The sequence below is a fragment of the Kitasatospora sp. NPDC088548 genome, from assembly GCF_044753005.1.
Lineage (GTDB): Bacteria > Actinomycetota > Actinomycetes > Streptomycetales > Streptomycetaceae > Kitasatospora.
The window spans coordinates 1-25,993 of sequence record NZ_JBIVMI010000018.1; the positions used below are offsets into that span (position 1 = coordinate 1).

At 73.9% G+C, this 25,993-nt stretch carries 28 protein-coding genes; 18 read left to right on the plus strand and 10 right to left on the minus strand.

From position 1 onward, the window contains the following. Positions 1-483: 483 nt before the first annotated feature. Together ACIP82_RS22460 and ACIP82_RS22465 are read left to right on the plus strand one after the other, a co-directional pair. On the plus strand, positions 484-1,134 hold the full coding sequence (locus tag ACIP82_RS22460) for a helix-turn-helix domain-containing protein (RefSeq protein ID WP_363606603.1): 651 nt from the start codon (positions 484-486) through the stop codon (positions 1,132-1,134). Between the two features lie 37 nt (positions 1,135-1,171). Continuing rightward, positions 1,172-1,978, plus strand: coding sequence for a S16 family serine protease (locus tag ACIP82_RS22465; RefSeq protein WP_400655547.1), 807 nt, complete (start codon positions 1,172-1,174; stop codon positions 1,976-1,978). A gap of 42 nt (positions 1,979-2,020) precedes the next feature. Here the strand turns inward: ACIP82_RS22465 and ACIP82_RS22470 are convergent, their stop codons facing one another. Next, positions 2,021-2,584 (minus strand): Lrp/AsnC family transcriptional regulator, encoded by a 564-nt coding sequence (locus tag ACIP82_RS22470; protein ID WP_363606607.1) that lies wholly within the window; start codon positions 2,582-2,584, stop codon positions 2,021-2,023. Positions 2,585-2,784: 200 nt separating this feature from the next. Between ACIP82_RS22470 and ACIP82_RS22475 the strand changes: the two genes are divergently transcribed. Beyond that, positions 2,785-3,315, plus strand: a complete 531-nt coding sequence (locus ACIP82_RS22475) for a VOC family protein (RefSeq protein ID WP_363606608.1) — start codon at positions 2,785-2,787, stop codon at positions 3,313-3,315. Between the two features lie 7 nt (positions 3,316-3,322). Here the strand turns inward: ACIP82_RS22475 and ACIP82_RS22480 are convergent, their stop codons facing one another. Further along, positions 3,323-3,880 carry a hypothetical protein gene (locus tag ACIP82_RS22480; protein ID WP_400655550.1) on the minus strand — a complete coding sequence of 186 codons (558 nt, stop codon included), beginning with the start codon at positions 3,878-3,880 and terminating at the stop codon, positions 3,323-3,325. A gap of 178 nt (positions 3,881-4,058) precedes the next feature. Between ACIP82_RS22480 and ACIP82_RS22485 the strand changes: the two genes are divergently transcribed. The 4 genes from ACIP82_RS22485 to ACIP82_RS22500 all read left to right on the plus strand — a co-directional run bounded on the left by ACIP82_RS22485 (position 4,059) and on the right by ACIP82_RS22500 (position 9,742). Then, a complete protein-coding gene (locus tag ACIP82_RS22485) occupies positions 4,059-4,784 on the plus strand; it encodes a response regulator transcription factor (protein ID WP_363606611.1) in 726 nt (241 codons plus the stop codon). Then, on the plus strand, positions 4,781-6,322 hold the full coding sequence (locus ACIP82_RS22490) for a sensor histidine kinase (RefSeq protein WP_400655552.1): 1,542 nt from the start codon (positions 4,781-4,783) through the stop codon (positions 6,320-6,322). Before ACIP82_RS22485 ends, ACIP82_RS22490 begins: the two co-directional genes overlap by 4 nt. A gap of 242 nt (positions 6,323-6,564) precedes the next feature. Further along, complete coding sequence (locus ACIP82_RS22495; RefSeq protein WP_400655554.1) at positions 6,565-8,163, plus strand: cellulose binding domain-containing protein; 1,599 nt, start codon at positions 6,565-6,567, stop codon at positions 8,161-8,163. Positions 8,164-8,338: 175 nt separating this feature from the next. Next, on the plus strand, positions 8,339-9,742 hold the full coding sequence (locus ACIP82_RS22500) for a glycosyltransferase 87 family protein (protein WP_400655556.1): 1,404 nt from the start codon (positions 8,339-8,341) through the stop codon (positions 9,740-9,742). Positions 9,743-9,813: 71 nt separating this feature from the next. Here the strand turns inward: ACIP82_RS22500 and ACIP82_RS22505 are convergent, their stop codons facing one another. Further along, complete coding sequence (locus ACIP82_RS22505) at positions 9,814-10,230, minus strand: SsgA family sporulation/cell division regulator (protein WP_363606615.1); 417 nt, start codon at positions 10,228-10,230, stop codon at positions 9,814-9,816. A gap of 403 nt (positions 10,231-10,633) precedes the next feature. Here ACIP82_RS22505 and ACIP82_RS22510 point away from each other — a divergent pair, with 403 nt between their 5' ends. Together ACIP82_RS22510 and ACIP82_RS22515 are read left to right on the plus strand one after the other, a co-directional pair. Beyond that, on the plus strand, positions 10,634-12,148 hold the full coding sequence (locus ACIP82_RS22510; protein WP_400655559.1) for an RDD family protein: 1,515 nt from the start codon (positions 10,634-10,636) through the stop codon (positions 12,146-12,148). Between the two features lie 78 nt (positions 12,149-12,226). Further along, positions 12,227-12,955, plus strand: a complete 729-nt coding sequence (locus ACIP82_RS22515) for an RDD family protein (RefSeq protein WP_363606617.1) — start codon at positions 12,227-12,229, stop codon at positions 12,953-12,955. A gap of 38 nt (positions 12,956-12,993) precedes the next feature. On the opposite strand, the gene ACIP82_RS22520 is transcribed toward ACIP82_RS22515, so the two are convergent. Beyond that, positions 12,994-13,251 (minus strand): hypothetical protein, encoded by a 258-nt coding sequence (locus tag ACIP82_RS22520; protein ID WP_363606618.1) that lies wholly within the window; start codon positions 13,249-13,251, stop codon positions 12,994-12,996. A gap of 202 nt (positions 13,252-13,453) precedes the next feature. Between ACIP82_RS22520 and ACIP82_RS22525 the strand changes: the two genes are divergently transcribed. From ACIP82_RS22525 to mycP, 4 genes are all read left to right on the plus strand, one after another. Next, complete coding sequence (locus ACIP82_RS22525; protein WP_400655562.1) at positions 13,454-14,173, plus strand: endonuclease V; 720 nt, start codon at positions 13,454-13,456, stop codon at positions 14,171-14,173. A 139-nt stretch (positions 14,174-14,312) separates the two neighbouring features. Then, positions 14,313-14,759 (plus strand): hypothetical protein, encoded by a 447-nt coding sequence (locus tag ACIP82_RS22530; protein ID WP_363606620.1) that lies wholly within the window; start codon positions 14,313-14,315, stop codon positions 14,757-14,759. A gap of 37 nt (positions 14,760-14,796) precedes the next feature. Then, on the plus strand, positions 14,797-16,251 hold the full coding sequence (locus ACIP82_RS22535; protein WP_400655564.1) for a WXG100 family type VII secretion target: 1,455 nt from the start codon (positions 14,797-14,799) through the stop codon (positions 16,249-16,251). Positions 16,252-16,421: 170 nt separating this feature from the next. Further along, positions 16,422-17,666 (plus strand): type VII secretion-associated serine protease mycosin, encoded by a 1,245-nt coding sequence (mycP, locus tag ACIP82_RS22540; protein ID WP_400655566.1) that lies wholly within the window; start codon positions 16,422-16,424, stop codon positions 17,664-17,666. Positions 17,667-17,771: 105 nt separating this feature from the next. Here the strand turns inward: mycP and ACIP82_RS22545 are convergent, their stop codons facing one another. Beyond that, positions 17,772-18,260 (minus strand): GNAT family N-acetyltransferase, encoded by a 489-nt coding sequence (locus tag ACIP82_RS22545; RefSeq protein ID WP_400655569.1) that lies wholly within the window; start codon positions 18,258-18,260, stop codon positions 17,772-17,774. A 152-nt stretch (positions 18,261-18,412) separates the two neighbouring features. On the opposite strand from ACIP82_RS22545, the gene ACIP82_RS22550 reads away from it, so the two are divergent. Next, positions 18,413-18,991, plus strand: coding sequence for a DinB family protein (locus ACIP82_RS22550; protein WP_400655572.1), 579 nt, complete (start codon positions 18,413-18,415; stop codon positions 18,989-18,991). A 53-nt stretch (positions 18,992-19,044) separates the two neighbouring features. On the opposite strand, the gene ACIP82_RS22555 is transcribed toward ACIP82_RS22550, so the two are convergent. Further along, positions 19,045-19,488 (minus strand): hypothetical protein, encoded by a 444-nt coding sequence (locus ACIP82_RS22555; RefSeq protein ID WP_363606626.1) that lies wholly within the window; start codon positions 19,486-19,488, stop codon positions 19,045-19,047. 342 nt (positions 19,489-19,830) lie between these two features. Continuing rightward, positions 19,831-19,962 carry a hypothetical protein gene (locus tag ACIP82_RS22560; RefSeq protein ID WP_400655575.1) on the minus strand — a complete coding sequence of 44 codons (132 nt, stop codon included), beginning with the start codon at positions 19,960-19,962 and terminating at the stop codon, positions 19,831-19,833. Positions 19,963-19,998: 36 nt separating this feature from the next. Between ACIP82_RS22560 and ACIP82_RS22565 the strand changes: the two genes are divergently transcribed. Continuing rightward, positions 19,999-20,877, plus strand: coding sequence for a cation diffusion facilitator family transporter (locus ACIP82_RS22565; RefSeq protein WP_400655577.1), 879 nt, complete (start codon positions 19,999-20,001; stop codon positions 20,875-20,877). Between the two features lie 39 nt (positions 20,878-20,916). Here the strand turns inward: ACIP82_RS22565 and ACIP82_RS22570 are convergent, their stop codons facing one another. Beyond that, positions 20,917-21,462 (minus strand): hypothetical protein, encoded by a 546-nt coding sequence (locus tag ACIP82_RS22570; protein WP_363606629.1) that lies wholly within the window; start codon positions 21,460-21,462, stop codon positions 20,917-20,919. A 255-nt stretch (positions 21,463-21,717) separates the two neighbouring features. On the opposite strand from ACIP82_RS22570, the gene ACIP82_RS22575 reads away from it, so the two are divergent. Then, positions 21,718-22,746, plus strand: a complete 1,029-nt coding sequence (locus ACIP82_RS22575) for a hypothetical protein (protein ID WP_363606630.1) — start codon at positions 21,718-21,720, stop codon at positions 22,744-22,746. Positions 22,747-22,790: 44 nt separating this feature from the next. Here ACIP82_RS22575 and ACIP82_RS22580 read toward each other — a convergent pair whose 3' ends face one another. Together ACIP82_RS22580 and ACIP82_RS22585 are read right to left on the minus strand one after the other, a co-directional pair. Beyond that, positions 22,791-23,381, minus strand: coding sequence for an isochorismatase family protein (locus ACIP82_RS22580; protein WP_363606632.1), 591 nt, complete (start codon positions 23,379-23,381; stop codon positions 22,791-22,793). Between the two features lie 161 nt (positions 23,382-23,542). Continuing rightward, complete coding sequence (locus ACIP82_RS22585; RefSeq protein ID WP_400655581.1) at positions 23,543-24,859, minus strand: nicotinate phosphoribosyltransferase; 1,317 nt, start codon at positions 24,857-24,859, stop codon at positions 23,543-23,545. Between the two features lie 145 nt (positions 24,860-25,004). On the opposite strand from ACIP82_RS22585, the gene clpS reads away from it, so the two are divergent. After that, positions 25,005-25,298, plus strand: coding sequence for an ATP-dependent Clp protease adapter ClpS (gene clpS, locus ACIP82_RS22590; RefSeq protein ID WP_363606635.1), 294 nt, complete (start codon positions 25,005-25,007; stop codon positions 25,296-25,298). 57 nt (positions 25,299-25,355) lie between these two features. Next, complete coding sequence (locus tag ACIP82_RS22595; protein WP_363606636.1) at positions 25,356-25,934, plus strand: DUF2017 domain-containing protein; 579 nt, start codon at positions 25,356-25,358, stop codon at positions 25,932-25,934. The last annotated feature ends 59 nt before the right edge of the window (positions 25,935-25,993 follow it).

Here is a 25,993-nt window from a genome sequence, read left to right on the forward strand (position 1 = left end):
ACGTCGGACTCGCCCTGGTCACCAACCAATAGCGAACAGACAGGCGATAACCCGAACGCCACAGAAGATGATCACCGGAGGTAAAACGACAAGCTGAGCCGGCGGGCGTCCGGGGCCGGGCACCCGGGGCGGCCGGTCCGGGCGTGGCGCCCCCCTCCGGTCCAGGTGTCCGAACTTCGGACTGTGTTCGAACTGACACCCGGTCACGCCTTGTGATACGTGGGCATTTGCCCGGATTTGCCGGGCGCGTTCAAATCGATCATGCCCGAATTTTGGACAACCACTTCCGTCGCGACATTTCCTTCACTACCTTTCCCACACGCTCTTCCGCCGGGTAACCCCCGGGGACGGGCGCCGCAGGACCGCCAGGGCGTCAAGGACGACACACCGCGGCCCGAGCGCGGTCACCCACCTGCGCGCGACACCTGAGTCCCGGACCGGCGCCGCCGCTCCGGCGACCGCCGCGGAAAGGAATTGCGCGTCGTGACTGCAGAGACCTCCCAGACCCTGGACCGTGGCGTCCGGGTCCTCAAACTCCTCGCCGACTCCGAGCGCGGGCTGACGGTCACCGAACTGGCCGCCCGGCTCGCCGTCAACCGGACCGTCGTCTACCGGCTGCTGGCCACCCTGGAGCAGCACGGGCTGGTCCGCCGGGACATCGGCGGCCGGGCCCGGGTCGGCCTGGGCGTCCTGCGCCTGGCGCACCGGGTGCACCCGCTGCTGCGCGAGGCGGCCCTGCCGGCCCTGCGCAGCCTGGCCGAGGACCTCGGCGCCACCGCCCATCTGACCCTGGTGGACGGCAACGAGGCGCTGGCCGTCGCCGTGGTCGAACCCAGCTGGACCGACTTCCACGTCGCGTACCGGACCGGCCTGCGCCACCCGCTGGGCGAGAGCGCCGCCGGGCGGGCGATCCTGGAGGCGCGCGGGTTCCCCGGCCAGCGCCGGCCGGACCAGGGATTCGTCATCACCCGTGCGGAGGAGCAGTCCGGGGCGTCCGGCGCCGCGGCCGCGCTGCTGGGGCTGAGCGGGATCGAGGGCAGCGTGGGCGTGGTGATGCTGAACGGACTGGTCCCCGAGCGGGTCGGCCCCCGGGTGGTGGAGGCGGCGACCGAGGTGGCCGACGCCCTGCGGTAGTGCCCGGCGGGAGTGCCGGGTGTGTTTGGATGCCTCTGTGTCCGACTCCAAGCTGCCCAAGGCCCTGACCGCCCCCCGTACCCGCGCGCTGGCGCTGTGCGGGGCGCTGGTCACCGCGCTGTTCGGCGTGGCGGCCTTCGTCCCGCTGCCGTACACCCTCACCTGGCCCGGCGTGACGGCGGACACCCTCGGCAGCTACCAGGACCGGCCGGTGCTCACCATCACCGGAGCGCCGGTCCGGGCCACCGACGGCCAGCTGCGGATGGTGACCATCTCGGCGACCAGCCCGGGGGAGCGCACCACCTTCTGGCGCTCGCTGCAGGCCTGGTTCGACCGGGACGAGGCGGTCCGGCCGACCGACACCGTCTACCCGCAGGGCAATCCGGCCAAGGCCGAGGAGGTCACCGCCCGGCAGATGGCCGAGTCGCAGAACAGCGCCGCGATGGCCGCGCTCTCCTACCTCCACCTCTCGCCGGACCAGGTGAAGGTGAAGGTCGACCTCGGCGACATCGGCGGCCCGAGCGCCGGCCAGATGCTGGCGCTGGGCATCGTCGACAAGCTCGCCGGGGACGGCAAGGGCGGCGACCTCACCGGCGGGCTGAAGATCGCGGGCACCGGCACCATCGACGACCAGGGCACCATCGGCGCGGTGGGCGGCGTACCGCTGAAGACGCAGGCCGCCGCCCGGGACGGCGCGACGGTGTTCCTGCTGCCCAAGGACGAGTGCACGGACGCCAAGGTGAACACGCCCGAGGGCCTGCGGCTGGTCCCGGTGGGCACGCTGGGGGAGGCCGTCTCCGCGCTGGAGGCGCTCAGGAACGGCGGCGGCGTCCCGAGCTGCTGACGGCCGACGGCGGCCGGACGGCGCGGGTGCCGGGCCGGGCGGCTACTCCGCGGCGGCCTGGTCCACCAGCGGCAGGATCCGGTAGGGCACCGGGTTCTCCAGCGCGATCGCCGTCGAGGACCGGACGATCCCGTCGAAGCCCACCACCCGGTCGATCACCCGTTGCAGATCGGCGTTGGAACGGGCCACGATCCGCACCATCATGTCCCCGTGCCCGGTGATCGTGTGCAGTTCCAGCACCTCCGGCACGCCCACCAGGTGCGCCCGCACGTCCGCGCCCTGCCCCTGGGAGATCTCCAGCGTGGCGAACGCCGTCACCGGGTAGCCCAGCGCCGCCGGGTCCACCTCCGGGCCGAAGCCGCCGATCACCCCCTTCGCCTGGAGCCGGTCCAGCCGCGCCTGCACGGTGCCCCGGGCCACCTGGAGGCGGCGGGAGCACTCCAGCACCCCGATCCGGGGCTCCTCCGCCAGCAGCCGGATCAGCCGTCCGTCCAGCGGGTCGATCGCGTCGTTGCCGCCGCCCGCGCCCGCCGGCGGCGCGGAAGGGCTCGGTGCGGCAGGGGAGTCGGCCGAGCCGGGGGAGCTCGGGGAGTTGGCGGGGGGCATCGCGGGCTCCGTCCTCCGGTGGGCATTCTGTACAGCGGTGCGGCCGATTCTCCCGCCCCGGCGCACACCTTGACCAGGAGGAAACGGAACAGTTGCGCGGCGGTCGGCTCGGCGCCACCCTCCAGCCACACCCCCGTGAGCCGGTCCCCGCACCGCGCCCGGGCTGATCGTGGTCCCGTACGCCTACCGGGAGGGCCGTCATGACCGACACCGCCGCCGAACCCGTTCTGCTCGCCGCGGGCCGGGAGGAGCCCGACCTCGTCCCGATGGGGCGCGCCGACGCGGTGGTCTTCGCGGTCGGGGACGCCGAGCGCGCGGCACGCCGCTACGCCGCCGCGCTCGGCCTGCGATGTACCGCCTACGCGGGGCCCGGGACGGGCGAGCCGGAGACCGTCTCGTACGTGCTGCGGGCGCCCGGGACGCGGTTCGTGCTCACCTCGCCGGTCCAGGTCGTCGGCCCGCGCGGGCGGGAGCTGGCCGCGTACCTGGCCCGGCACGGCGACGGGGTGGTGGACCTGGCGGTGGCGGTGCCCGACGTCCACTACGCGTACGACTTCGCCGTCGACCGGGGCGCCGGCTCGCTGGCCGAGCCGTACGAGGTGCGGGACCGCTACGGCACGGTGGTGCTCGCCGCGATCAGGGTGCCCGGCGGCACCCGGCACACCCTGGTCGACCGCTCCCGCTACACCGGGCCCTATCTGCCCGGGTACCTGCCGTTCGAGGGGTGGTGACGGGAGGTCAGCGGATCACCGGGTCGACAATCGGCGGGTGGCCGTTCCAGTAGGCGATGACCGAGTTGGTCTGGTCGTCCTTGGTGAAGTCCACCCGCAGCCACTGCTCGCCGTTCCAGACCCGCATCGTCCAGCCGGGGTCCGGTGTGGCGGAGACCAGCGAGGCACTGTCCGACCGGATGTCCAGGGCCACCTTGCCGCCCGGGACCGGGTAACTGCGCACGGTGGACGTGGGGGTGGCGGTCGGTACGGGCCGACGGGAGGGGGGCTGGGCGGTGGCCGCGGTGACGGGACTGCGCTGGGTGGTCGGGGCGGCGGGCGTGGACGGCGGGGCGGGCGGCTGGGGCTGGGGCGTCGACGACGCCTGCGTCTGGGCCTGCGCGGACGTGGGCGTCGGCGTGGGTGTCGGCCTGGTCCCGCTGGAGGCCGGGGAGGGCAGTGGCAGCGCCGTCGGCTGCTCGAACGCGGCGCCGGTCAGCACCGCGTGCACGCCGAGCCAGGACAGCGCCACCGCCGCCCCGGTGGCTGCCGCCCAGGCGCCGAGCTGTACCAGTCCGTTCCGCATCGTGCGCACATCCTGCCGTATCCCGGGGCGCGGCAGGTGGGCACCCCTGCTATTCGGCAGGGTAGTTGCACAAAACCCCGGCCGCGGGCCGGACCGGGTCCGGCCCCGCCCGCGGCCGGGGCCGGACCCGACCCCGAGGTACAGACCATTGCATGCCGATGGCGTACCGTGCAGCCCCATGGCAACAGTGCTCGTGGTCGAGGACGACCCCTTCGTACGCTCCGCCCTCATCCGGCACCTGGCCGACACCGGCCACGCGGTCCGCAGTGTGGGCACGGCACTTGAGGCGCTGCGCGAGGTCGCCCAGGTCGGCTGTGACCTGGTGATCCTCGACCTCGGCCTGCCCGATCTGGACGGCAGCGAGGCGCTCAAGATGATCCGCGGCCTGACCAATGTGCCAGTCATCATCTCCACCGCCCGCGACGACGAGACCGAGATCGTCCGGCTGCTCAACGACGGCGCCGACGACTACTTGGTGAAACCTTTCTCCGGTGAGCACCTCAGCGCCCGGATGGCCGCCGTCCTGCGCCGGCTCGGCGGCGGCGTGGCCCCCGTGGCCCAGGTGCTCAGAGTCGGCGGGCTCGCCATCGATCTCCAGCGGCGCGAGGCCGCGCTGGACGGGCGGCCGCTGGATCTGACCCGCCGTGAATTCGACCTGCTGGCCTTTCTCGCCGCCCGCCCGGGGGTGGTGGTGCCGCGCAAGGAGATCCTGGCCGAGGTCTGGCGTCAGACCTACGGCGGCGACCAGACCATCGACGTCCACCTCTCCTGGCTGCGCCGCAAGCTCGGCGAGACCGCCTCCAGCCCCCGTTACCTGCACACCGTGCGCGGCGTCGGGGTCCGGCTGGAGGCGGCCGGGCACCCCACCGGTCCCGGGCCGGCCCACGCGGAGCGCCGGACATGAGGAAGTTCGGCCACTCGCTGCGCTGGGCCCTGATCAAGGCCGCCGTGGCCGGTACCACCATGGTCGCGCTGGCCTTCCTCATTCCGCTCGGGCTGATGGTCCAGCAGACCGCCCGCGACCGGGCGTTCACCGCGGCGGAGCGTCAGGCCGCGGCCCTCGGCCCGGCGCTCGCCATCACCACCGGCCAGGAGGCCATCACCCGCGCCGTGGCCAGCACCGACGCGGGCGCGCAGCGCCGGATGGCGGTCCACCTGCCGGCCCCGGCGCGGACCGCCGCCGGGGCGGACGGCGCGGCGGCCACGGCACCGGCCGCGGTGCCGGGCGTCCTGCCCGGCGCGGCACCGACCGCGGTGCCCGGCGTGCCCGCCGCGGCGGGCGGGGAGCCGGCCGGCGCGGGTGAGGGGGGCGGGCCGACCATCGGCGACGCCCACGCGCTCGCCGCCGACGTGGCCAGCGCCGCCGGCCAGGGCCGCTCGTTCACCGTCGAGGTGCCCGGCGGCTTCGCGCTGCTCCAGCCGGTCGCCGTCGACACCGGCCGGACCGCCGTGGTCGAGGTGTTCGTGGCCGACGTCGACCTCACCCGGGGCGTCTCCACCGCCTGGCTGGTGCTGTCCGCCGTCGCACTCGCCCTGGTCGCCATCTCGGTGCTGGTCGCCGACCGGATGGGCGCGCGGATCGTCGCCTCCGCCCGCCGGCTGGCCGGCGCCGCCCGTTCGCTCGGCGCCGGCAACCTCGCGGTCCGGGTGCCCACCGACGGCCGGCAGACCGCCGGCAGCCCCGAGGAACTGCGCGAGGCCGCGCACGCCTTCAACGCCATGGCCGACCGGGTCGTCCACCTGCTCGCCGCCGAGCGGGAGCTGGCCGCCGACCTGTCGCACCGGCTGCGTACCCCGCTCACCGTGCTGCGGCTCAACGCCGCCTCGCTCGGCGAGGGCGACGCCGCCGACGCCACCCGGCACGCCGTCTCCCAGCTGGAGCGCGAGGTCGACCAGATCATCCGCTCGGCCCGCCGGGCGCCCGAGGACGCGCCCGCCGTCACCGTCGGGTGCGACGCCGCCGAGGTGATCCAGGAACGGGTCGGCTTCTGGTCCGCACTCGCCGAGGACGAGGGCCGCCGCTGGCAGCTCGCCGGCGCCGACCAGCCGGCCCCCGTCCCGGTCCAGCGCGGCGACCTCGCCGCCGCCGTGGACGCGCTGCTCGGCAACGTCTTCCGGCACACCGCCGTCGGCACCGCCTTCTCGGTGGACGTGCTCGCCGCCGACAGCTCGGTCATCGTCCTGGTCGGCGACGCCGGCCCGGGCTTCACCGACCCCGAGGCCGCCCTGCAGCGCGGCCAGGGCCACGGCGGCGAGGGCTCCACCGGCCTCGGTCTGGACATCGCCCGCAAGCTCGCCGAGGCCACCGGCGGCGATCTCGCGCTCGGCCGCTCCGCCGTGCTCGGCGGCGCCGAGATCCGGCTGCGGCTGGAGGCGCGCCCCGACGGCGCCCCGGTCCGGGCCGGCCGCCGCCGCAGCCGCAGCGCGCTGTTCCAGCGGTGAACCCCGGCGACGCCCCCGGCCTCTTTCTTAAGCGGGCCCTAAGGGACCTGTACCCCTCGCTCAGCAGGCCGGTTCCGGTCCTCGGGCACCGCTAGCGTCGTCCGCGCCGGTCACCCGACCGAGCCGGGTCGCAGGCCCGCGACGGGTCCACGCACCCTCGCCCGGCCGCTGCGGCCCCACGGCCCCACCTTGCCTCCCCCACCCTTTCGGGCGGGGAGGTTTCCCAGCGGAGGTACGCCCCTATGACGACCCAGCCCAACCGCCGTCCAGGCCGCCGCCGACGCAGCCGCAAGGGGACCGTCATCGGCGCCTCGGCGGTCGCCGCCGCGCTGGTCGCGGGCGGTGTCGTCGTCCTCGCGTCCTCGGCCAGCGCCGCCTCGCTGGGCGCCGTCTACAGCCGCACCAGCACCTGGGACGCCGGCTACACCGGCCAGTACCTGGTCACCAACCCCGACAGCGGCGCGATCGAGGACTGGACGCTCTCCTTCGACCTGCCCGCCGGAGCGAAGATCGACTCGCTCTGGAACGCCACCTTCAGCGCCACCGGGCAGCACATCACCGTCAAGCCCGAGTCGTGGAACAAGCGGCTGGAGCCCGGCAGGAGCGTGGTGGTCGGCTTCGTCGCCCAGGGCTCCGGCGCCGCCCAGGGCGAGCCCGGCAACTGCCTGATCAACAACGTCTCCTGCAAGGCCGGCGACGGCACCGCGCCCACCCCCTCGGGCCGGCCGACCACCTCGCCCAGCGCCAGCGCCACCGCGACCGCCGTCCCGACGTCGGCCACCCCGACCCCGACCGCGACGGCCCAGCCCACCACCGCCCCGCCCAGCCCCACCGCCACCGTCAAGCCCACCACCCCGGCGCCGACGCCGACCACGGTCCCGACGCCCACCGCCACCGCGACCGGCACGCCCGTCCCGGCCACCGGCGCCGGCTTCGCCCCGTTCGTGGACACCTCGCTCTACCCGCCGTACGACCTGGTCGCCACCGCCAAGGCGAGCGGCGTCAAGAACTTCACCCTGGCCTTCGTGGTCTCCGGCGGCGGCTGCGTCCCCAAGTGGGGCGGCGTCAGCGACCTCTCCGCCGACGCGGTGGCCGCGCAGATCGGCGCGCTGCGGGCGATCGGCGGCGACGTCCGGGTCTCCTTCGGCGGTGCCAACGGCAGCGAGCTGGCCCTCGCCTGCTCCTCGGTGGCCGACCTGACCGCCGTCTACCAGAAGACCGTCGACACCTTCGGCCTGACCAAGATCGACTTCGACGTGGAGGGCGGCGCGATCGGCAACACCGCCGCCAACACCCGCCGCGCCCAGTCCATCGCCCAGCTGCAGAAGAACGCCGCCGCCAAGGGCAAGGCCCTGGACGTCTCCTACACCCTGCCCGCGCTGCCCTCCGGCCTCACCCAGGAGGGCGTCAACCTGGTCGCCGACGCCAAGAACAACGGCGTCGCGATCGGCGCGGTCAACATCATGGCGATGGACTTCGGCGACGGCGTCGCCCCGAACCCGCAGGGCCAGATGGGCAAGTACGCCATCGCCGCCGCCACCGCCACCCAGGCCCAGGTGAAGAGCGTGCTCGGCCTGGACGACGCGTCCGCCTGGCGCAAGGTCGCCGTCACCCCGATGATCGGCGTCAACGACGTCGCCAGCGAGATCTTCACGGTCGCCGACGCCAAGCAGCTCGCCGACTTCGCCACCGCCAAGCACCTCGCCTGGCTGGCCATGTGGTCCGGCACCCGGGACAAGGCCTGCGACGGCGGCGCCAAGGCGTACGCCGACGCCAGCTGCAGCAGCATCGTCCAGCAGCCGCTGGACTTCACCCGGGCCCTCGGCGCCTACGCCGGCTGACCCGTCGACCGCCCTCCCCCCGGCCCCGGCCGGCCGCGCACCGACCGCAACGGAGCGTGGCCGGCCGGGGCGTTTCCCTCAGGGTGGACACTCTCCGTGACCGAACGGCGCCGGGCCGGGGTGCCGGGCATCCGGTATCGTCGCTGGTTGGTCGAGCGGTGGACGGAGCGGAACAGTGACAGCGGTGCAAGACGAGCGCAGCCCGGTGCGAACCGCACCCGACCCGGCGCCCGCCCCCCTGTCGAACCGGCTGAAGGCCGCCCTCGGCGCGCCCGTCCAGGCCCTGCGCGAGGCGCCGCGCCGACCACTGCTGGCCGTCTCCGCCGTGGCGCTGCTGTCCCTGGTCGTCTACGCCGTCGTCCGGCACTTCGTCCACACCTCGATGGTCGACATGATCGTCTACCGGGCCGAGGGCGCCGCCGTCGCCAACGGCACCGATCTGTACGGACTGCGGGTCACCGAGTGGAACCTCCCCGCGACCTACCCGCCGTTCGCCGCGATGCTGTTCGTGCCGACCACCTGGTTCCCCGTCCCCTTCCTCCGGGTGGCGATCACACTCGGTAACCTCGGGCTGCTCGCGCTGCTCACCCACCTGTCGTTCAAGCTGGTCGGCTGGCCACGCCGGGAACTGCGCCCGCTCGGCGTGATCCTGGTCACCGGCGGCGGGGTCTGGCTCGAACCCGTCTTCACCACGCTGCGCTACGGCCAGATCAACCTGGCCCTGGCCTGCCTGATCCTCTGGGACCTCACCCGCCCGGACGGGCGCCGCAGCAAGGGCGTCGCGATCGGCATCGCCGCCGGCATCAAGCTCACCCCCGGCCTGTTCGCCGTCTACCTGCTGATCACCGGCCGGGTCCGGGCCGCGCTGGTGGCCGGCTTCACCTTCCTCGGCACCTTCCTGATCGGCGCCCTCGTCCTGCCGGACGCCACCTGGGGCTTCTGGACCAAGTACCTCTACGACTCCTCGCGGGTCGGCAAGACCGAGATCGTCGACAACCAGTCGGTGCGCGGCGCCATCGCCCGCCTGCTGCACACCGCCGACCCCGGCACCGTCGCCACCCTCGCCGGCGTCGTGGTCGCCGTGGCCGGTCTCGGCGTCGCCGCCTGGGCCTCCTACAGCTCCCGCTGGCTGCCCCGCGCCGAGGCGTGGGGCGTCTGCTGCGCCGCCGTCACCGCCGTCCTGATCTCGCCGATCAGCTGGACCCACCACTGGGTCTGGTGCGTGCCGATGCTCGCCCTGCTCGCCTGCGAGGCGTCGATCGAGCACGCCCGCCCGGCCGCCGTCCGCAAGCTGCGCTGGCGCGCCGCCTTCTGGGCCACGCTGGTCGCCTTCTTCTCCTTCGCGATGTGGGCCGTGCCGCACCACGGCGACCTCGACCTGCACCTCCCGCCGGCCAGCCAGCTCCCGGCCTCGGTCTACCCCTGGGTCGGGCTCTGCTTCCTGCTGGCCGCCGGGCTACGCATAAGGGCCAGGAGGCGCGCCGCCGGCGCTCCGCTGGTCCGGCTGCCCGGCCAGCGCGACGGCGGTGGCCACCCGGGCCCCGCGCACGACCGTCAGCAGGCCCCCGCGGCCCGCTGAGTCGTCGGGGCCGCCTGGGCCGGCGAAGCGGTCCGGGCCGCCGGGGTCGTGCGCCCCGGGGGCGCGGCCGGTCACGCGAGCAGCTCGGCGAGCGAACCGTCCAGGTCCAGGGCGGACAGCTCGCTGCCCGGCGGCACCAGCCGGTGCGCCCGCTCCAGCCAGGCCGCGACGGCCGGCAGCGGGGCCTCCAGCAGCGCGTCCCCGGCCGGCGAGCTCAGCGCCAGACAGAGCACGCTGCGCCGGCCCGAGCGGGTCGGCCAGATCCGCACGTCCCCCTGGCCGCACGGCCGGAAGGTCCCCTCGACCAGCAGCTCGCGGGCGAACACCCAGGTGACCGGCGAGCCGGTGTCCAGGTGGAAGGTGATGTGCACCGCGTACGGGTCGTGGCTGCCGTACGACAGCCGGGCCGGGACGGGGACGCTGTGCTCGGGTGAGAGCACCAGGTTGAGTTCCAGCTCGTGCTCGACCACGCTCGTCGCGCGCTCCATGATCGGCTTCCTCTCTGCCTGCGGTTTCGTGCCCGGTTCCGGGCCCTGCCCCCTTCCAGAGCGCGTCCGGGGTCCGTTCTTACTCGGGTTTCCGAGATTTCTTCGCGGACTTCCGTGGACTTCGGTGAGGAGTGGTGAACACGGTGGAGTGAGCGCGTGTTCGTGGGCGCGCGCCGGGGCGACCGCAGGCCGGCCTTACCCCGTTCGAACCCGCTCCGTCCGATGATTGACCAACTTTCCACCTCGGGGCCGCCGAGGCACTACCCTTTGTGACTGTCCGGCGACTGTCCGCCCATGCGGTGGTGCCCCCGAGCGCGCCAACGGCGCAGCCGCCGCCCCGCCCCGGGGCGCCCGCGTGCTCGCCGGGCGCGCCGCATCGGCCCTGCCAGGAAAGAAGACCCCCATGACGGACCGGCCCTTCGTCGGCGGTACGGACACGGCCGTCGGCCCCGCGCCGGGCTACTACCCCGACCCCTCGATCCCCGGCTTCGTCCGCTACTGGGGCGGCACCGCCTGGGTGCCCGGCACCAGCCGGCCCGCCCCCGCGGCGGGTGAGGTGCTGGAGCCGCCCCGGTTCGCGTCCCGCAGGCCGGTGCAGGGGGGTGCCGGAGTGGGTGGCGGTGCGCGGTTCGTGCCGCCGCCGGTGGCGCCGGAGGCCGACGGGGAGGGGGCGGGGTTGCCGCCGGGGGCGGGATCCGGGGAGGCGTTCGCGGCGGGGTCCGCGGTGGCCGCGGGGGAGACCGGGCCGGTGTACCTGGACCAGACCGAGGGCAGGGCGTCGTTCAGCGTCGGGCCGCCGGTGGAGCCTGCGGGCGGCCCGGTGTTCCTGCCCGCGCGTGGTGAGGCGGGGGCGTCCGCGGCGGTGGGGTACGAGTCCGTCCCGTCGGGCTGGCAGGTCGACCCGCGGACCCAGCGCGGACTGCTGGACACGGGTGACGCGCCGCGCTGGGTCTCCTGGGGCGTGCTGTCCGGGGCCGGCCCGGCTCCGGACTCCGTGGACTCCGCGCACTCCATGGGCTCTCCGGACTCCGAGGGTTTCCCGGAGCTCTCGGGCGTCCCGGGCTTTCCGGGCTTCCCGGGTGCGGGCGAGTGCGTCGCGGACGAGCGCGGGCCGGCGGCCGGATCGGGGGCCGCGCTCGGTCCTGTGCCCGGCCCCGGCGCCGCTTCCGGGCCCGGCGCAGGCCCGGTGGCGGTTCGCTCCGTCGTTCCGGCGGCTGCCGTGCCCGGTCCCGTACCGGCTTCCGCGGCCGCCTCGCCGTCCGCCCCGTCCGCCCCGTCGGTCCCGTCCGCCCCGGTGGGGTCGGCCGAGTCGGTCCCGGTGGTACCCCCTCCTGCCGCAGCCGCCGTCCGGCCGGTGGCGGAGGCCGCCCCGCGCCGCCCGACCGCCCCGCGTCGCCCGACCGCCCGGCGCCGCCCCACCCGGCGGACACCCGCCGGCCCGGGGCGCCGGCTGGCCGCCCGGCTGGTGGACACCGCCGTCCTGGCCGTGGTCGCCGCCGCCGCGGGCCTTCCGCTCGGCCGCGAGGTGTCCGCCCACCTTCAGCGGAAGCTCGACCAGGCCCGGATGGCCAGCGTCCTCACCCACCACCAGGTCCAGGTCTGGCTGGTGGACGGCGTGGTGGTGGGCAGGCTCGCCGTTCTCCTCGGCATCCTGGCCTTCGTCGGACTGCTCTACGAGGTGCTGCCGACCGCCCGTACCGGCCAGACCTTCGGCAAGCGCCTGGCCCGGATCCGGGTGGTGGACGCGGCCCCGGCGGCCGCCCGCGCCCGGCTGGGCTTCGGCCGGTCGCTGCTCCGCTGGACCGTCGGGCAGCTCGCGGCCCTGCTGCTGATCGGCCTGGTCTGGCCGCTGCTCGACCGCCCGGCCCGCCGCGGCTGGCAGGACCGGGCGGCGCGCACCCGGGTCGTCCGGGACTAGGACGTGTTGTGCGGGTCGAATAGGCAAAACGGACTAAATATCCCAACCCCATAGAATGCGCGATGTTCTACTCGGGGCATGAGCACCCACGACCCCTCAGGCCCCGAGCCGGAGGGGGGCGGCCAGCCCTCCTTCGACAAGCGGCCCCCGCAGTCGGGCGGCGGCACGCCGGAAGGTAAGCCGTCGGACCCGTACGGAAACCCCCCGCCGTCGTCCGGTGGCCCCGAAGACCGGCCCGGCGCGTACGGCGGTGAGTACGGCGGCGCCCCCGGCGGGTCGCCGTACGGGCAGAGCCCCTACGGCCAGTCGCCGTACGACCAGCCGCCGCCGCCCGGCTACGGCCCGACCGGACACGGCACACCGGGCGCCGGGCCCCTGCCCGGGATGCCGCCGCTCGGCAGCTGGCCCAACCGGATCCTCGCCCGGCTGATCGACTACCTGCTCGTGCAGGTCGTGGCGATCATCGTGGTACTCCCCTTCGCCAGCCTCGGTGACCGCTCCGGTTCGACCGGCGCGTTCTGGCTCGCCTGCGCGCTCTACCTGGTCTACGAGGGTCTGATGCTCAGCCGGGACGGCCAGACGCTCGGCAAGAAGGCGATGAAGATCCGGGTCGCCATGCTGGCCGACGGCAACTCGCCGGCCCCGGCCGCCGCCTGGACGCGGGCCGCCGTCTTCATCGTCCCGGCGGTCGTCTGCTGCGCCGCCCTCTGGTGGCTGATCGACGGCCTGTTCGGCGTCTTCGACAAGCCGTACCGCCAGTGCCTGCACGACAAGGCCGCGAAAACCGTGGTGGTCTCCACGGCCTGAGCGCGAGCCCTTCGGGTCCGGTGCCGCCAGGTGGTGGGTCAGCGCTGCCGGGCGTACTCGTGCCCGGCGGGGCCCGCGGCGGGTGCGGGCGCCTGGGCGGTGGCGCCCGCCGGACGCCGGCGGGCGGCGGTGGACAGCGACAGCAGGGTCACCAGCGTGCCGAGCGCGAGCGCGAAGCCCAGCAGGACGGCGGTCTCCAGGACACCGGTGGCGCCCGAGACGGCCAGCAGCGCCACGGTGGCGGCGACGACGGTGAAGGTGCCGAGGCAGATCTGAGCGGTGGTCGGGCGCGGCATGGCGGTGGTCCTTCGCACGTCGGGGGGAACGGGCGGTGCCGGGGGAGGTGCCAGGAGCCATGCCCGGCACGGGAGTTCGGTACGTTCAGGCTAGCCCGCCGGCTCCGGGGCACAGGGGGCGCACAGGCTCACCCGGGGGTCGTCCGCCCCACTCGGTACGGTGGTCGCGACCCGACCGCCGACCCTCGCAGGGAGAACCGCCGTGCCCGTCCCCGCCGACTGGCCCACCACCGAGGCCGAGGCGCTCGTCGAGCAGGAACGGCTGCGCCCGCTCGTCCAGCCGTACGGCGACAGCCCCACCGCCGACACCGGCGAGCGGCCCGACGAGGCGCTGGTCGCCGGCGTCGACGTCGCGTACGACGACGAGCGGGACCTCGTGGTCGCCGCCGCCGTCCTGCTGGACCGCGACACCCTCGCCGTCGTCGAGGAGGCCACGGCCGTCGGCCGGATCGCCTTCCCCTACGTACCCGGCCTGCTCGCCTTCCGGGAGCTTCCCGCCGTCCTGGACGCCCTGGCCGCACTCACCCGCACCCCCGGCACCGTGGTCTGCGACGGGTACGGCCTCGCCCACCCGCGCCGCCTCGGCCTGGCCAGCCACCTCGGCGTGCTCACCGGCCTGCGCACCCTCGGGGTCGCCAAGACCCCGTTCACCTTCGACCACCGCGCACCGGACGCCGCCCGCGGCTCCTGGACCCCGCTCACCGACCCCGCGACCGGCGAGGAGGTCGGGCGCGCCGTCCGCACCCGGCCCGGCGTCAAACCCGTCTTCGTCTCGGTCGGCCACCGCATCGGCCTGCCCGAAGCCGTCGACACCACCCTCGGCCTCGCCCGCCAGTACCGCCTGCCCGAGACCACCCGCCGCGCCGACTCGCTCTGCCGCCGCGCCCTCGCCGCGCTGCAGGAGAGGACGCCCACGAACTGACCCCGGGTCAGGCGGTGTGGCGTTCACCGGCGATGCCGTTCTGCCGGCCCGGGCCATGTGTTAGACATGTGTTCCCGGGCGCCGCAGAGGGCCGCGCGGGACGAACGTACGGGACGGACGCACGGGGGAGGCGCCGGGAGTGGGCACGGGGACCGGTTCGAGCGGCGGGGCCGGCGGCGGCTACCGCGTCGAGGTCGAGCAGCTGCGGGCGTTCGCCGCCCAGGTCCGGGTGCTGCTGGCCGAGTTCCAGCACTACGCCGACGGCACCACGACGCACGGCCGGAGCGGCGTCGGCAAGAACGCCTTCGGCACCTTCGCCGAGGCCACCGAACTGCACGGCCGGTACCAGGCGATGCGGGACGGCCTGCGGGACGTGCTCAACCAGCTCCAGGAAGCCGTCGACGACGCCCAGAAGAAGGCCGAACTCACCGCCACCAACTACGAGGAGCAGGAGCGCCGCACCGCGGGCAGACTCAAACTCGGCGACGACGGCTGGTCGGTGGCGGTCCCGTCCGCCACCAGCGCCGCCGCGTACGCCCGGACGGTGGCCCCGCCCCGGCACTCCGGCGGGAAGTCCGAACGGTGAGCACCGAACAGCCGAGGAAGAGCGGAGGCGACCACCGGTGAACTACACCGACTTCGGCGCGTACAGCCACGGCCAGCTCCGGAAGATGGCCGAGGCCCTGAACCCCGGCGAGGTCATGGCCGCCAGCGACCCCTGGCGCCGCGCCGCCGACACCCTCAAGGCGATCCGCACCACCCTCACCCGCGCCAGCACCGAGGCGGCCGTCAGCTGGGAGGGCAGCACCAGCGACGCCTTCCACGCCCGCATGCTCCAGCTCGCCGCCACCATCAACAACACCGCCGCCTACGCCAACGACGCCGCCATCACCCTCAAGGCCATGTCCGAGGCCATCGCCAAGGCCAAGCGTGACATGCCCGAAGAACCCAGCGGCTGGGACCAGTTCAAGGACGGCGTCGGCGACACCGTCTCCTCCCTCTTCGGCGGCGACGACGAGGACACCAAGACCGCGGTCGTCGAGCAGAAGAAGGCCGAAGCCGTCGCGGTCATGCAGACCCTCGCCATGCACTACCGCGTGGCGACACCGATGCTGAAGCCGCCGCCTCCGCCGCCTCCGCCCGGAAAGCGCGGGGACAACCGTGATCCGGTCTCGCAGGACGACCCCACCGGCTCGGCGGCGGTCGGTGCGATGATTGCCGGAACCGCCATGGGCAGTACCGGAACGCCCTCTTCGGTGACGAACAGCCCGGCACCGCAGAGGCGGAAGCCTCCGGACCAACTTGCGGCGAAGCGCCCCGCCGCGTCGGCAGCGGCCGCGCCGACCGACTCCGGGATCAAGGGTGGTGCGGCGCGCACACTGCCGAAGTCTCCGGGCACGACCAATATCGGCCCCGGTGTGGGCATTGACGGTACGAACGCGAGCATCCCCGGTAGGTCCGGCAGCGGTCTTCCTGCTTCGGGCACCCAGATCTCTGGAAACGGCTTCTCGAACCCTGCTGGCCCCGCAGGTGGATCTACGGGTGGTGGTCCCGGGGGCGGGACCTTCGGCAGTGCAGGGGGGACGGTTGTCGGTATCCCCGGTGGTATCCCCAGTGGGCCCGGGGGACAGAACAAGGCCGGTGCGCCTGGCGGGGAGCCGCCCGGTCGGGAGAACCTCCCCGGTAGGTCCGCAGTGCGCGGCGGTCAGGCCTTTGGTGCCGGAGAGGTCTACGAGGGTGGCTACGGAGCCGGCGGTCGTGGTGCCCCGCGGCTCAGGGACGGCAGCGGACCGGCAGGGCGGACCGGAGGCGTCATCGGAGAGGGCGGTCGCCCGAGTGTTGGGTCGGGCGGGAAACAGGCGTTCACCGAAGGCGGTTCCGGCCTGGGCGCCCGGAACCGAGTCAGGGGGGAGCTCGGCGCCGGAACGGGGGGTGGGCTTGCTCCGGGTATGCCGTTCGGCGACGCACAGCGGCGTAAGAAGGACAACGGGAAGGACGGCAAGCGCCCTGACTACCTCGTGGAGGACGAGGAGACGTGGGCGTCGGACAAGCCGACCAATCCGAACGTGGTGGAATGACTTCTGTCCGAAGGAGGACAGGCCGATCCGACCGGTCGTCCCGCAGACCCGTGATCTGCGGGAGGCCTCGCTGAGTGGGGTGACCAGGCTTGACGAGCAGCCGACTGGCACGCGGTGCAGCTGTTCTTGCCGCTGGGGCCCTGCTGTGGGGAACCGCTGCCGCACCGGCTTTGGCAGACCAGATCCGTGACAAGCAGTGGCCTCTGGCGTTCCTCGAAGCCGAGAGCAAGGTCTGGCCCGTCAGCCAGGGAGAGGGCGTCGTCGTCGGACTTGTGGACAGCGGCGTCCATCAGGACCACCAGGATCTCGCGGGCCAAGTGCTGCCCGGCGCTGACTTCTCCGGGGCGAAGACGGATGGCCGGGTCGACGGTGACGGCCACGGCACCGCGATGGCGAGTCTGATAGCGGGACACGGACATGGCTCAGAAGCGGGGGTCATGGGCCTGGCGCCGAAGGCGAAGATCCTGCCCGTCAAAATGAGATCGAACGGTGAATCACCGGACCTCCAGCAGAACGATCTCGCGCTGGCCATTCGATTTGCGGTCGATCACGGGGCCAAGGTCATCAACCTGTCCGTCGGTGGGACATCGCGGTTTGATTCCCAGGCACGTGCGGCGGTCGACTACGCGGTGTCCAAGGACGTTGTTCTGGTCGGGGCCGCGGGGAACAGCGGCGGGCAGCTTACGCATGTCGACTATCCGGCGGCATTCCCAGGAGTGGTGGCAGTCGCGGCCGTTGATTCCCAGGGACGTGTATGGGAACGGTCTACGCCAGGTCCTGAGACCACGCTCGCGGCCCCCGGTGCCGAGGTCTATCAGGCCACGGCCAAGTCGACATCGAGCTACGGAATCGGTAATGGCACCTCGGACGCCACCGCCTACGTCTCCGCGACGGCCGCGCTCATTCGGTCGAAGTACCCCGGTCTCTCGGCCGGGCAGGTCATCAACCGGATGATCAAGAGCGCGACTCCGCCCGGCGACGGTTCGGCGGTGCCGAATGACCGGTACGGGTACGGGGTGGTCTCTCCGGCGAAGGCGCTGGAGGCCAATCCGGCGGTGGACGGCGGGCCGAAGGAGAACCCGTTGCTGGGGCGGGCGGAGTCCCAGGGGACTCCGCCGGGGGCGACGACGGCCGTTCCCGGTGGGGAGCCCTCCGAGGACGTGACCGAGCCGCCGATGGCCGCGCCGGTGGCGGGGGCGGGCGGGAACCCGGGGATCACGTACACGTTGGTCGGCGCGGGCGGCCTGTTGGCGCTGGTGGTCGCGGGTGTGGCCGGGGCGGTGGCGGTGCGGGCGCGGCGCCGGAGGCGGGCGGTCGTGGTGCCGGGGTACGGCGGGTACCCGTATGCCGGGCCGACGGCGCCCGTACCGCCCCCGACGCCTCCGGTGCCGCCGTCGGGGAATCCGTATCAGTGAGCGGGCCGTGCGGCGTGTCCTCCGTAGGAGTAACCCTCCGGGTGAACGCGGTGTCGGCGGATTCGCTCGAAGGCGTGACGCGGGAGGCGGCGGTCGGGGAGGGGGTCAGAGCTTCCGGTACATCACGTGCAGGCCGATGTCGCCCTTGTCGGGGTGGTGGAAGGCCTCGGGGACGGTGGTGAGGATCTCGAAGCCGAAGGACTGCCAGAGCGCGACGGCGCGGTGGTTGGTCTCGACGACGGCGTTGAACTGCATGGCGCGGTAGCCGTCGGCGCGGGCCTGGTCGAGGACGTGGGCGCAGAGGGCGCGGGCGACTCCGCGCCCGGAGTGGCGGGGGTCGACCATGAAGCCCGCGTTGGCGACGTGGGAGCCTGGGCCGGCCTGGTTGGGGTGGCTCTCGGCGGTGCCCAGGACGGTGCCGTCCTCGTCGACGGCGACGAAGGTGCGGCCGGGGGCGTGCCTGCACCAGAGGGCGCGGGCCCGTTCCTCGCCGGTGTCGCGGTCCCAGCAGTACGTCTCGCCGGCGGCGACGATCTCACGCAGGAAGTGCCAGATGGCCGGCCAGTCGTCGGGGGTGGCTTCGCGGATGAGCATGGTGTCCAGCATGGACCGGAGCGCCCCGGTTTGACCAGGGGTTTCCGGCCTGCGGGCGGTCGGTGCGGCCCGGCGGCGGGCTGGCAGTATTTCGGCGGCCGCTGGCGGTAAGGCCGCTGGCCGGGGCGCCGGCCCGCCGTCATCCTGGATGCATGACCACCGCCGAGAACCCCGCCGCCGTCGTCCCGGACACCAAGGACTGGACCTGGGTCCTGGAGCGCCCCTGCCCGGACTGCGGCCTGGACGCCCGGTCCGTGGCCCGGGAGGAGGTCGCCGGGATGATCCGGGCCAATGCGGACGCCTGGCTGGCCGTGCTGGCCGGCGAGGAGGACGCGCTGCGCCGCCGCCGCAGTCCGGAGATCTGGTCGGACCTGGAGTACGCCTGCCACGTCCGGGACGTCTTCCGGCTGTTCCACGTCCGTCTGAACCTCATGCTCGACCACGAGAACCCGATCTTCCCGAACTGGGACCAGGACGAGACGGCCGTCGCCGACCGCTACGGGGAGCAGCGTCCGCAGGACGTGGCCGACGGGCTGGCAGCTGCCGCGCAGACGCTGGCGGCCGCCTTCGAGGAGGTCGCGGACGGGCAGTGGCAGCGTATGGGGGGCCGCAGCGACGGCGCGCGTTTCACGGTGGAGTCGTTCTCCCGCTACCTGATCCATGACCCGGTCCACCACCTGTACGACGTCACGGGCGAGCGGGCCCGGGCCGCCGGGCGGCGGGTGGTGTAGGGGAGTTCAGCCGGTGGGCAGGCCTCCGGCCGGGGCCTGGGCCCGTGCCGGGGTCACCAGTCGGAGGCCTCGCGCAGCATGGTCCGGCGGAGCCGGCCGGCCACGCTGGCGGTGTCGGTGCCGATGACGTCGGCGATCTCGGGCGCGGCGAGACCGACGACGTAGTGCAGGATCGCCAGGTCGTCGTCGACGGGGTGGCGGACCGGTTCCGGCGGCCGGGACAGCCGGGTGTGATCGGTGACGATGCCGCGCAGGATCTGCCAGGCGTGCGCGGTCGGGTTGGAGCTGCCCAGCAACTCGCGCCAGCGGATCGCGATTTCGGCGAACGCCTGTTGGACCGCGCCGGCCGCCTCGGCCTGTTCCGGCAGCCAGACCCGGGCGTAGCTGAGGTACCGAGGCCGGTGCAGCTCACAGAAAGCCGTGAACTCCAACGGCATGTCGGGTGGTTCGCCGGGCCCCGGAGGGGGTTCGGCGGTGCTGTCATGACGAATTGTCATCTCGACTTCTCGGCAAGGGAGATGGATTTCTGACGGTCGATCATCTGTGCTCACTCTACGGTAGGCGCTCGGTGCGCTGGGTTACCAATCGGCCGGAGCGCCCGGCGTGCGCCGTCGCCCGGCCGGTTCCGGTGGCGGCCGGCGGGGCGGGGCGGACGGAGGGTTGGCGAGGGAGCGGTCGTGGCGTGGTGCGCAGTAGCGCCACGGGTGCAGGTGCGAGCGCGTCGCACCTGGTCAGGAGGTGTAGGACGGCAATAGCTGCAAGGCAGTTGATGTGCCACCGTAGGCCGTATGGAGGCTCACGTCCACGACCACGGCGCGAAGCCGCGCCCGCACAACCATTCACACGACCACCCGCACGGTGGTGATGCCGATGATCATGCTGACGCCCATCAGGTGCAAGCTCGCCGCTCCGGCCGCGGCGATCACGGGCGAACCCGTGCGCACGGTTCCCCGCGCCACCGTCTCGGCCATCTGCTGCGTCCGCACTCGCACGACGCGGCGGACCGGGTGGACGCCGCCCTGGAGGCCTCCGCGGACGGTCTGCGCACGCTCTGGATCTCCCTCCTGGTGCTCGGCGCCACCGCGCTGGTCCAGGCCGCCGTGGTGCTGTTCTCCGGCTCGGTGGCGCTGCTCGGCGACACCGTGCACAACCTGGCGGACGCGCTGACGGCGGTCCCGCTGGCGGTGGCCTTCCTGCTCGGCCGCCGGGCGGCGAACCGCCGCTACACCTACGGCTACGGGCGGGCCGAGGATCTGGCGGGTGTCGCGATCGTGCTCGCGGTCGCCGCCTCGGCCGGGTTCGCCGGGCTGGCCGCGGTGGACCGCCTGCTGGACCCCCGGCCGGTGGGCCACCTCTGGGCGGTGGCCGGCGCGGCGGTGGCCGGCTGTGTCGGCAACGAGTGGGTGGCCCGCTACCGGATCAGGACCGGCCGGCGGATCGGCTCGGCGGCCCTGGTGGCGGACGGTGTGCACGCCCGTACCGACGGCCTGACCTCGCTGGCGGTGCTGGCCGGCGCGGTCGGCGCCGGACTCGGCCTGCCCTGGGCGGACCCGCTGGTCGGCCTGCTGATCACGGTGGCGATCCTGTGGGTGCTGCGGGGTTCGGTGCGCGAGGTCGGCCGCAGGCTGATGGACGGGGTGGATCCGGCTCTGGTGGACGCCGCAGAGGGCGCGTTGCGCGAGGTGGAGGGCGTGCGCGGGGTGGGCGCGCTCCGAATGCGCTGGATCGGGCACACGCTGCGGGCCGAGGCGGACGTGGTGGTGGACGGCACGCTCTCGGTGGTGGCGGCGCACCGGGTGGCCGAGGCGGCGGAGCAGGCGCTGGTCCGGGCGGTCCCGCGCCTGCTGGCCGCCACCGTGCACATCGACCACGCTCCGGCGGCCTGAGGCCGAATCGCGAAGCGCGGCCGTGGGTGTGATCGCTCGTCAGTTCTGGCGTCCGGTCTCCGCCGGGGTGATCCGGTCGTCCGCCGCGGTGCGCCGCTCGACCTGGGCGGGGAACGATTCGAGGGCTCGCCGGCGGGCCAGTTGCGCCGCTGCGGCGGCCGCGGCGCCGGCGGCGCTCGCGAGTCTCGCGGTGTCGGCCTCGTCCCCGCCGTGCACGGTGAGTCTCGCGAGGTCGGCCCCGGTGCCCCGCCGGTCGCGGCCGACGGCGCTGCGCGCGGCGTGTTCCTCGGCCGCCTGTCTCGCGGCCAGATAGGCCTGGACGGCGGCCATCCCGTACACCGGCTGGATCAGCTGGTGGCCCTTGAAGAAGGGTCTGGCCGGGGCGAACCCGGCGGCGACCACGAGGTCGCGAATCTCGGCTATCTCCGCCTCGCTGCGGGCGGTGAAGCGGACCTCCCAGCCTTTCTTGTACGTATGGCCCTGTTCGCCGCTCCGGCGGGCCGGGTCCGGCCGGCGGACGTATCCGGGCAGGCGGCCGAGGCGGAGTTGGGCCGCGCGGAGGCCGGCGGTCTCGTCACGTGACATGAAGTAAGGGTAGGCAATCCGGAGGGCGGGAGTGACTCCCGGAGGGGCTTCGGCGTATGCCCTTGGTCACCCACGGTCAAACGCCCTGGTCGGCGATCGGCTTCGATCGGTGATGACAACCATAAGGCCGACCATTGCTCCGAATGGGTGAGGGTATGGGGACTTTAGTGCGGGCTGATCCCGGTTTCGCGACGGTTGGGTAACAGTGCGTCAGGCGCCTGATGGCCGGTCGGTGCTGTTGGGGATGGTGTCGGCATGAGCTACCGGATTCCCTCGCCGCCGCCTTCCCTGGAGGAGCTGGCGAAGCGTCAGCAGAATGTTGTCACCGCCAGCCAGTTGCGCGCCCGCGGCGTGCCGGCCCGGGTCGTCAGTGAGCACTGCCGCCGTGGTGGCCCGTGGCGGCGGCTGCTGCCCCGCGTCTACCTGTTGCAGGACGAAGGGCCGACGCCGGAGCAGCGGATGTGGGCCGCCCTGCTGTACGCCGCGCAGAACGGCCGGGAGGAGGGCCGCCGCGAGGGCGCGGTGATCACCGGTACGGCCGCGCTCGCGCTGTACGGCTTCGCGGCCGCGCCGCGGCTGACCGCCGTCACCGGGGTGGACGTCCTGGTGCCCCGGCAGCGCCGGCTGAAGGACGCCGGTGAGGTGCGGATCCGGCGCACCGAGCGGGAGTTGGTGGCCCGGTCCGTACAGGGCCTGGCGTGTGCGCCGGTCGCCCGGGCGGTCGCCGACGCGCTGTGCGCGTGGACGGCGGACGGGGCCGCGCCGGGCGTCGCGGCCGGCCCGCGGCTGGTCCGCGAGGTCCTGCGCGAGGCCGTGCACCGGCCGGACGTCCGCTGCACGGCGGGGGAGTTGGTCGCCGAGCTGACCGAGTCCGGGCTGATCGCCGACCCGGCCGTGCGGGCCGCACTGGACGAACTGCTGGCCGCCGAGCGGGATGTGGCGCTGGACCGGGTCGGCGAGGTGGTGGACGCGTGGCTGCTGCCCGCCCCGCTGGCCGGCCCCGAACTGCGGATGCGCGGCGGCACCTACATCGCCGTTCCGGACCTCTACTGGCCGCAGGCGGGCGTGGCGGTGGAGGTCGACTCGGAGCTGCGCTGTGTCAGCGAGGGGGAGACCGCCTGGGTGCGCGGCGGCCAGCAGCGGATGGAGTACCTCGGGGTCCGGGTGGTCCACCTCTCCGGCGCGCGGCTGGCCGCCGACCCGGACGCGGTCGGCGCGGAGCTGCGCGAGGCGTTGTTGCGGGGTGGTACCGACGTGGTGGAGCTGATGGTCACCGAGTTCTGAACCGCGTGCCGAACCGCGTGCCGAGCGGTCTGCGGAGCAGGGGCTCAGCTCCGCACCACCGGGGAGCCGACCAGCTCGACCCCGGCGGCCCGCAGCTCCTCCAGCGCGGCGGAGACGGTCGCCGGCATGACGCCCGCCGTCAGGTCCAGCAGGACGCGGGTGGTGAAGCCCGCCCTGGCCGCGTCCAGCGCGGTGGCCTTGACGCAGTGGTCGGTGGCGAGGCCGACCACGTCCACCTCGGTGACCTGCCGCTCGCGCAGCCACTCCACCGGTCCGCGGTTGTTCTCGTCGATCCCCTCGAACCCGCTGTACGCCGCCGCGTAGGCGCCCTTGTCGAAGACCGCCTCGATGGCGCCCGAGGTGACGGAGGGCGCGAAGTTGGGGTGGAAGCCCACACCCTCGGTGCCCGCCACGCAGTGCACCGGCCAGCTGTTGATGTAGTCCGGCCGGTCGGAGAAGTGGTCGCCCGGGTCGATGTGGTTGTCGCGGGTGGCGAGGATGTGCTGGTACCCGGGGGAGGACTCGGCGATCAGGTCGGTGATCGCGGCGGCCACCTCGGCCCCGCCGGAGACGGCCAGGCTGCCGCCCTCGCAGAAGTCGTTCTGCACGTCGACGACGATCAGTGCCCGGTGCATGGCTCGCATCCTCGGTTGTGGGGGGTCTGCGCCCCGGCGGTGGGAGCCCTCGGGAGGTCCTCGGGAGCTCCGCGGGAACTCTACGGCTGACTCTAGGGAGTGGCGCGCGGAGGCGGAAGGCCCGGGCCCGCCGCCTCCGCGCGAGACCTGCGTTCGAACGTTCAGACGATCAGTTCGGTGGGCAGCACCGGATCGCCCTTGGACAGCTGGGTGGCCGACAGCGGCAGCGCCGCCCGGGCCCGGACGTGCCGCTCGCGGGCCGCGCTCAGGGGTTCCCGGCCGACCACCTCGCCCGCCCGGACCAGCGGCACCTGCATCAGGTGCGGCTCCAGCCCGGCCGGGACGGGCCCGGTGCCGACCACCTCGGCCTCGGCGACGCCCTCCCCGTCGGGCCGGCGCGCCGCCCACTTGCGGCCGCCGATGCTGGTCTTGCCGCCGGCCGCGCGCTTGGCCACCGGGGCCAGCGGCCCGTCCGCCGACGTGGCCCGGGCGACCAGCTTGTAGACCATCGCGCAGGTCGGGTGGCCGCTGCCGGTGACCAGGCTGGTGCCGACGCCGTAGCCGTCCACGGGTGCGGCGGCCAGCGCGGCGATCGCGTACTCGTCCAGGTCCGAGGTGACGATGATCTTCGTCCGCTCGGCGCCGAGCTCGTCCAGCTGGCGGCGGACCCGGTGGGCCAGCAGGGTGAGGTCGCCGGAGTCGATCCGGACCGCGCCCAGCTCCGGTCCGGCCACCTCGACGGCGGTGCGCACCGCCTCGCGCAGGTCGAAGGTGTCGACCAGCAGGGTGGTGCCCTTGCCCATGGAGGCGATCTGCGCCCGGAACGCGTCGCGCTCGCTGTCGTGCACCAGGGTGAAGGCGTGTGCGGCGGTGCCGGTGGTCGGGATGCCGTAGGTGAAGCCGGCCTCCAGGTCGGAGGTGGCGCCGAAGCCGGCCACGTAGGCGGCCCGGGCGGCCGCGACGGCGGCGTGCTCGTGGGCGCGCCGGGCACCCATCTCGATGCAGGGGCGCCCGCCGGCGGCGGCGGTCATCCGGGAGGCGGCGGCGGCGATCGCCGAGTCGTGGTTGAGGATGGAGAGGATCACCGTCTCCAGGATCACCGCCTCGGCGAAGGTGCCCTCGACGGTGAGCAGCGGCGATCCGGGGAAGTAGACCTCGCCCTCCGGGTAGCCGTGGATGTCACCGGTGAACCGGTAGTCGGCCAGGTAGCGCAGGGTGTCCTCGTCGGCCACGCCCTGGCCGGCCAGCCAGTCGAGCTGTGCGGCGGTGAAACGGAAGTCCTCGACGGCGTCCAGCACCCGGCCGGTGCCGGCCATCACGCCGTAGCGCCGGCCGTTCGGGAGCCGGCGGGTGAACACCTCGAAGACGGAGCGGCGGTGCGCGGCCCCGCTGCGCAGGGCTGCCTGCAGCATGGTGAGCTCATAACGATCGGTGAACAGCGCGGTCGAGCCGGCCGCGCGCACGGAAGTGGCGTCCATGTGGATGATGCTACTACCACTTAGCGTCAGAGTGACGATTTCTCGATCGCGGTACCTGGGGCGGAATCGCCCGCGGGTCCCCCGGATGGCAGCATGGGGGCTGGAAGGGCATGTGGGAGAGAGCACAGCGAGGGAGGACCCAGCGGTGAGTGTCGCGCCCGCGGAGATCGAGCGCCCGGAGGTCGAAGGCCTGCCGGTGGTGGAGCCGGACACGCCCTGGGTGACCATCGTGCACAACGATCCGGTCAACCTGATGAGCTACGTCCAGCACGTCTTCCAGGCCTACTTCGGCTACCCGAAGGACAAGGCGAGGAAGCTGATGATGGAGGTGCACAGCAAGGGCCGGGCAGTGGTCTCCAGCGGCTCCCGCGAGGAGATGGAGCGCGACGTCCAGGCGATGCACGGGTACGGCCTCTGGGCCACCCTGCAGCACGACTGACCCGCCGGCGCGGGCTCCGCACACCACCGAATCGACGAGACGGGCTGACCGATACAGATGGCTGGGTTGTTCGAGAGTGCCGGCGGCGGGAGCGCGGCGATCGCGCTGGACGAGCTGGAGGCCTCCATCCTGCGCTCCCTGGAGGTGCAGATGCTGGAGCTGATCGGCCCCGGCCCGGCGGCGGAGGGCGGCGGCGACCCGCTGGCCGCGCTGTTCGCCGAGGGGCCCACCGAGGCGCCCGCCGATCCGGCGCTGGCCAGGCTCTTCCCGGACGCGTACGGCGATCCGGAGCGGCCCGAGGAGGCCGAGGACAAGGTGGCCTCCGCCGAGTTCCGCCGCTACACCGAGCTGGACCTGCGCGCCCGCAAGCGCGAGGACGCGCTGCACGTGGTCCGGGCCCTGGACGGGCTGGGCGGCGAGGGCGGGGTGCTCAAGCTGGCCGCCGCCGACGGTCTGCGCTGGCTGGGCGCGCTCAACGACCTGCGGCTGACGCTGGGCGTGCGGCTGGAGGTCACCGAGGAGGACGAGCAGGGGCTGTACGACCTGCCGGACACCGACGAGCGCAAGCCGCTGGTGATGGCCTACCTCTGGCTGGGCGCACTCCAGGAGTCGCTGCTGGAGGCGATCGCGGACTGATTCTCCCGCCGCCGGGCCGCCCCGACCATCTGTCCACATGATGGACCGATGGTCGGGGC

Excerpts from the sequence above, each read along its gene's own strand:
- ACIP82_RS22470 (WP_363606607.1), bottom strand. The coding sequence starts at position 2,584 with ATGCCCCCCGCCAACTCCCCGAGCTCCCCCGGCTCGGCCGACTCCCCT.
- ACIP82_RS22475 (WP_363606608.1), top strand. The coding sequence starts at position 2,785 with ATGACCGACACCGCCGCCGAACCCGTTCTGCTCGCCGCGGGCCGGGAG.
- ACIP82_RS22480 (WP_400655550.1), bottom strand. The coding sequence starts at position 3,880 with ATGCGGAACGGACTGGTACAGCTCGGCGCCTGGGCGGCAGCCACCGGG.
- ACIP82_RS22485 (WP_363606611.1), top strand. The coding sequence starts at position 4,059 with ATGGCAACAGTGCTCGTGGTCGAGGACGACCCCTTCGTACGCTCCGCC.
- ACIP82_RS22490 (WP_400655552.1), top strand. The coding sequence starts at position 4,781 with ATGAGGAAGTTCGGCCACTCGCTGCGCTGGGCCCTGATCAAGGCCGCC.
- ACIP82_RS22495 (WP_400655554.1), top strand. The coding sequence starts at position 6,565 with ATGACGACCCAGCCCAACCGCCGTCCAGGCCGCCGCCGACGCAGCCGC.
- ACIP82_RS22505 (WP_363606615.1), bottom strand. The coding sequence starts at position 10,230 with ATGGAGCGCGCGACGAGCGTGGTCGAGCACGAGCTGGAACTCAACCTG.
- ACIP82_RS22510 (WP_400655559.1), top strand. The coding sequence starts at position 10,634 with ATGACGGACCGGCCCTTCGTCGGCGGTACGGACACGGCCGTCGGCCCC.
- ACIP82_RS22515 (WP_363606617.1), top strand. The coding sequence starts at position 12,227 with ATGAGCACCCACGACCCCTCAGGCCCCGAGCCGGAGGGGGGCGGCCAG.
- ACIP82_RS22520 (WP_363606618.1), bottom strand. The coding sequence starts at position 13,251 with ATGCCGCGCCCGACCACCGCTCAGATCTGCCTCGGCACCTTCACCGTC.
- ACIP82_RS22545 (WP_400655569.1), bottom strand. The coding sequence starts at position 18,260 with ATGCTCATCCGCGAAGCCACCCCCGACGACTGGCCGGCCATCTGGCAC.
- ACIP82_RS22550 (WP_400655572.1), top strand. The coding sequence starts at position 18,413 with ATGACCACCGCCGAGAACCCCGCCGCCGTCGTCCCGGACACCAAGGAC.
- ACIP82_RS22555 (WP_363606626.1), bottom strand. The coding sequence starts at position 19,488 with ATGACAATTCGTCATGACAGCACCGCCGAACCCCCTCCGGGGCCCGGC.
- ACIP82_RS22560 (WP_400655575.1), bottom strand. The coding sequence starts at position 19,962 with ATGGCCGAGACGGTGGCGCGGGGAACCGTGCGCACGGGTTCGCCCGTG.
- ACIP82_RS22570 (WP_363606629.1), bottom strand. The coding sequence starts at position 21,462 with ATGTCACGTGACGAGACCGCCGGCCTCCGCGCGGCCCAACTCCGCCTC.
- ACIP82_RS22575 (WP_363606630.1), top strand. The coding sequence starts at position 21,718 with ATGAGCTACCGGATTCCCTCGCCGCCGCCTTCCCTGGAGGAGCTGGCG.
- ACIP82_RS22580 (WP_363606632.1), bottom strand. The coding sequence starts at position 23,381 with ATGCACCGGGCACTGATCGTCGTCGACGTGCAGAACGACTTCTGCGAG.
- ACIP82_RS22585 (WP_400655581.1), bottom strand. The coding sequence starts at position 24,859 with ATGGACGCCACTTCCGTGCGCGCGGCCGGCTCGACCGCGCTGTTCACC.
- ACIP82_RS22595 (WP_363606636.1), top strand. The coding sequence starts at position 25,356 with ATGGCTGGGTTGTTCGAGAGTGCCGGCGGCGGGAGCGCGGCGATCGCG.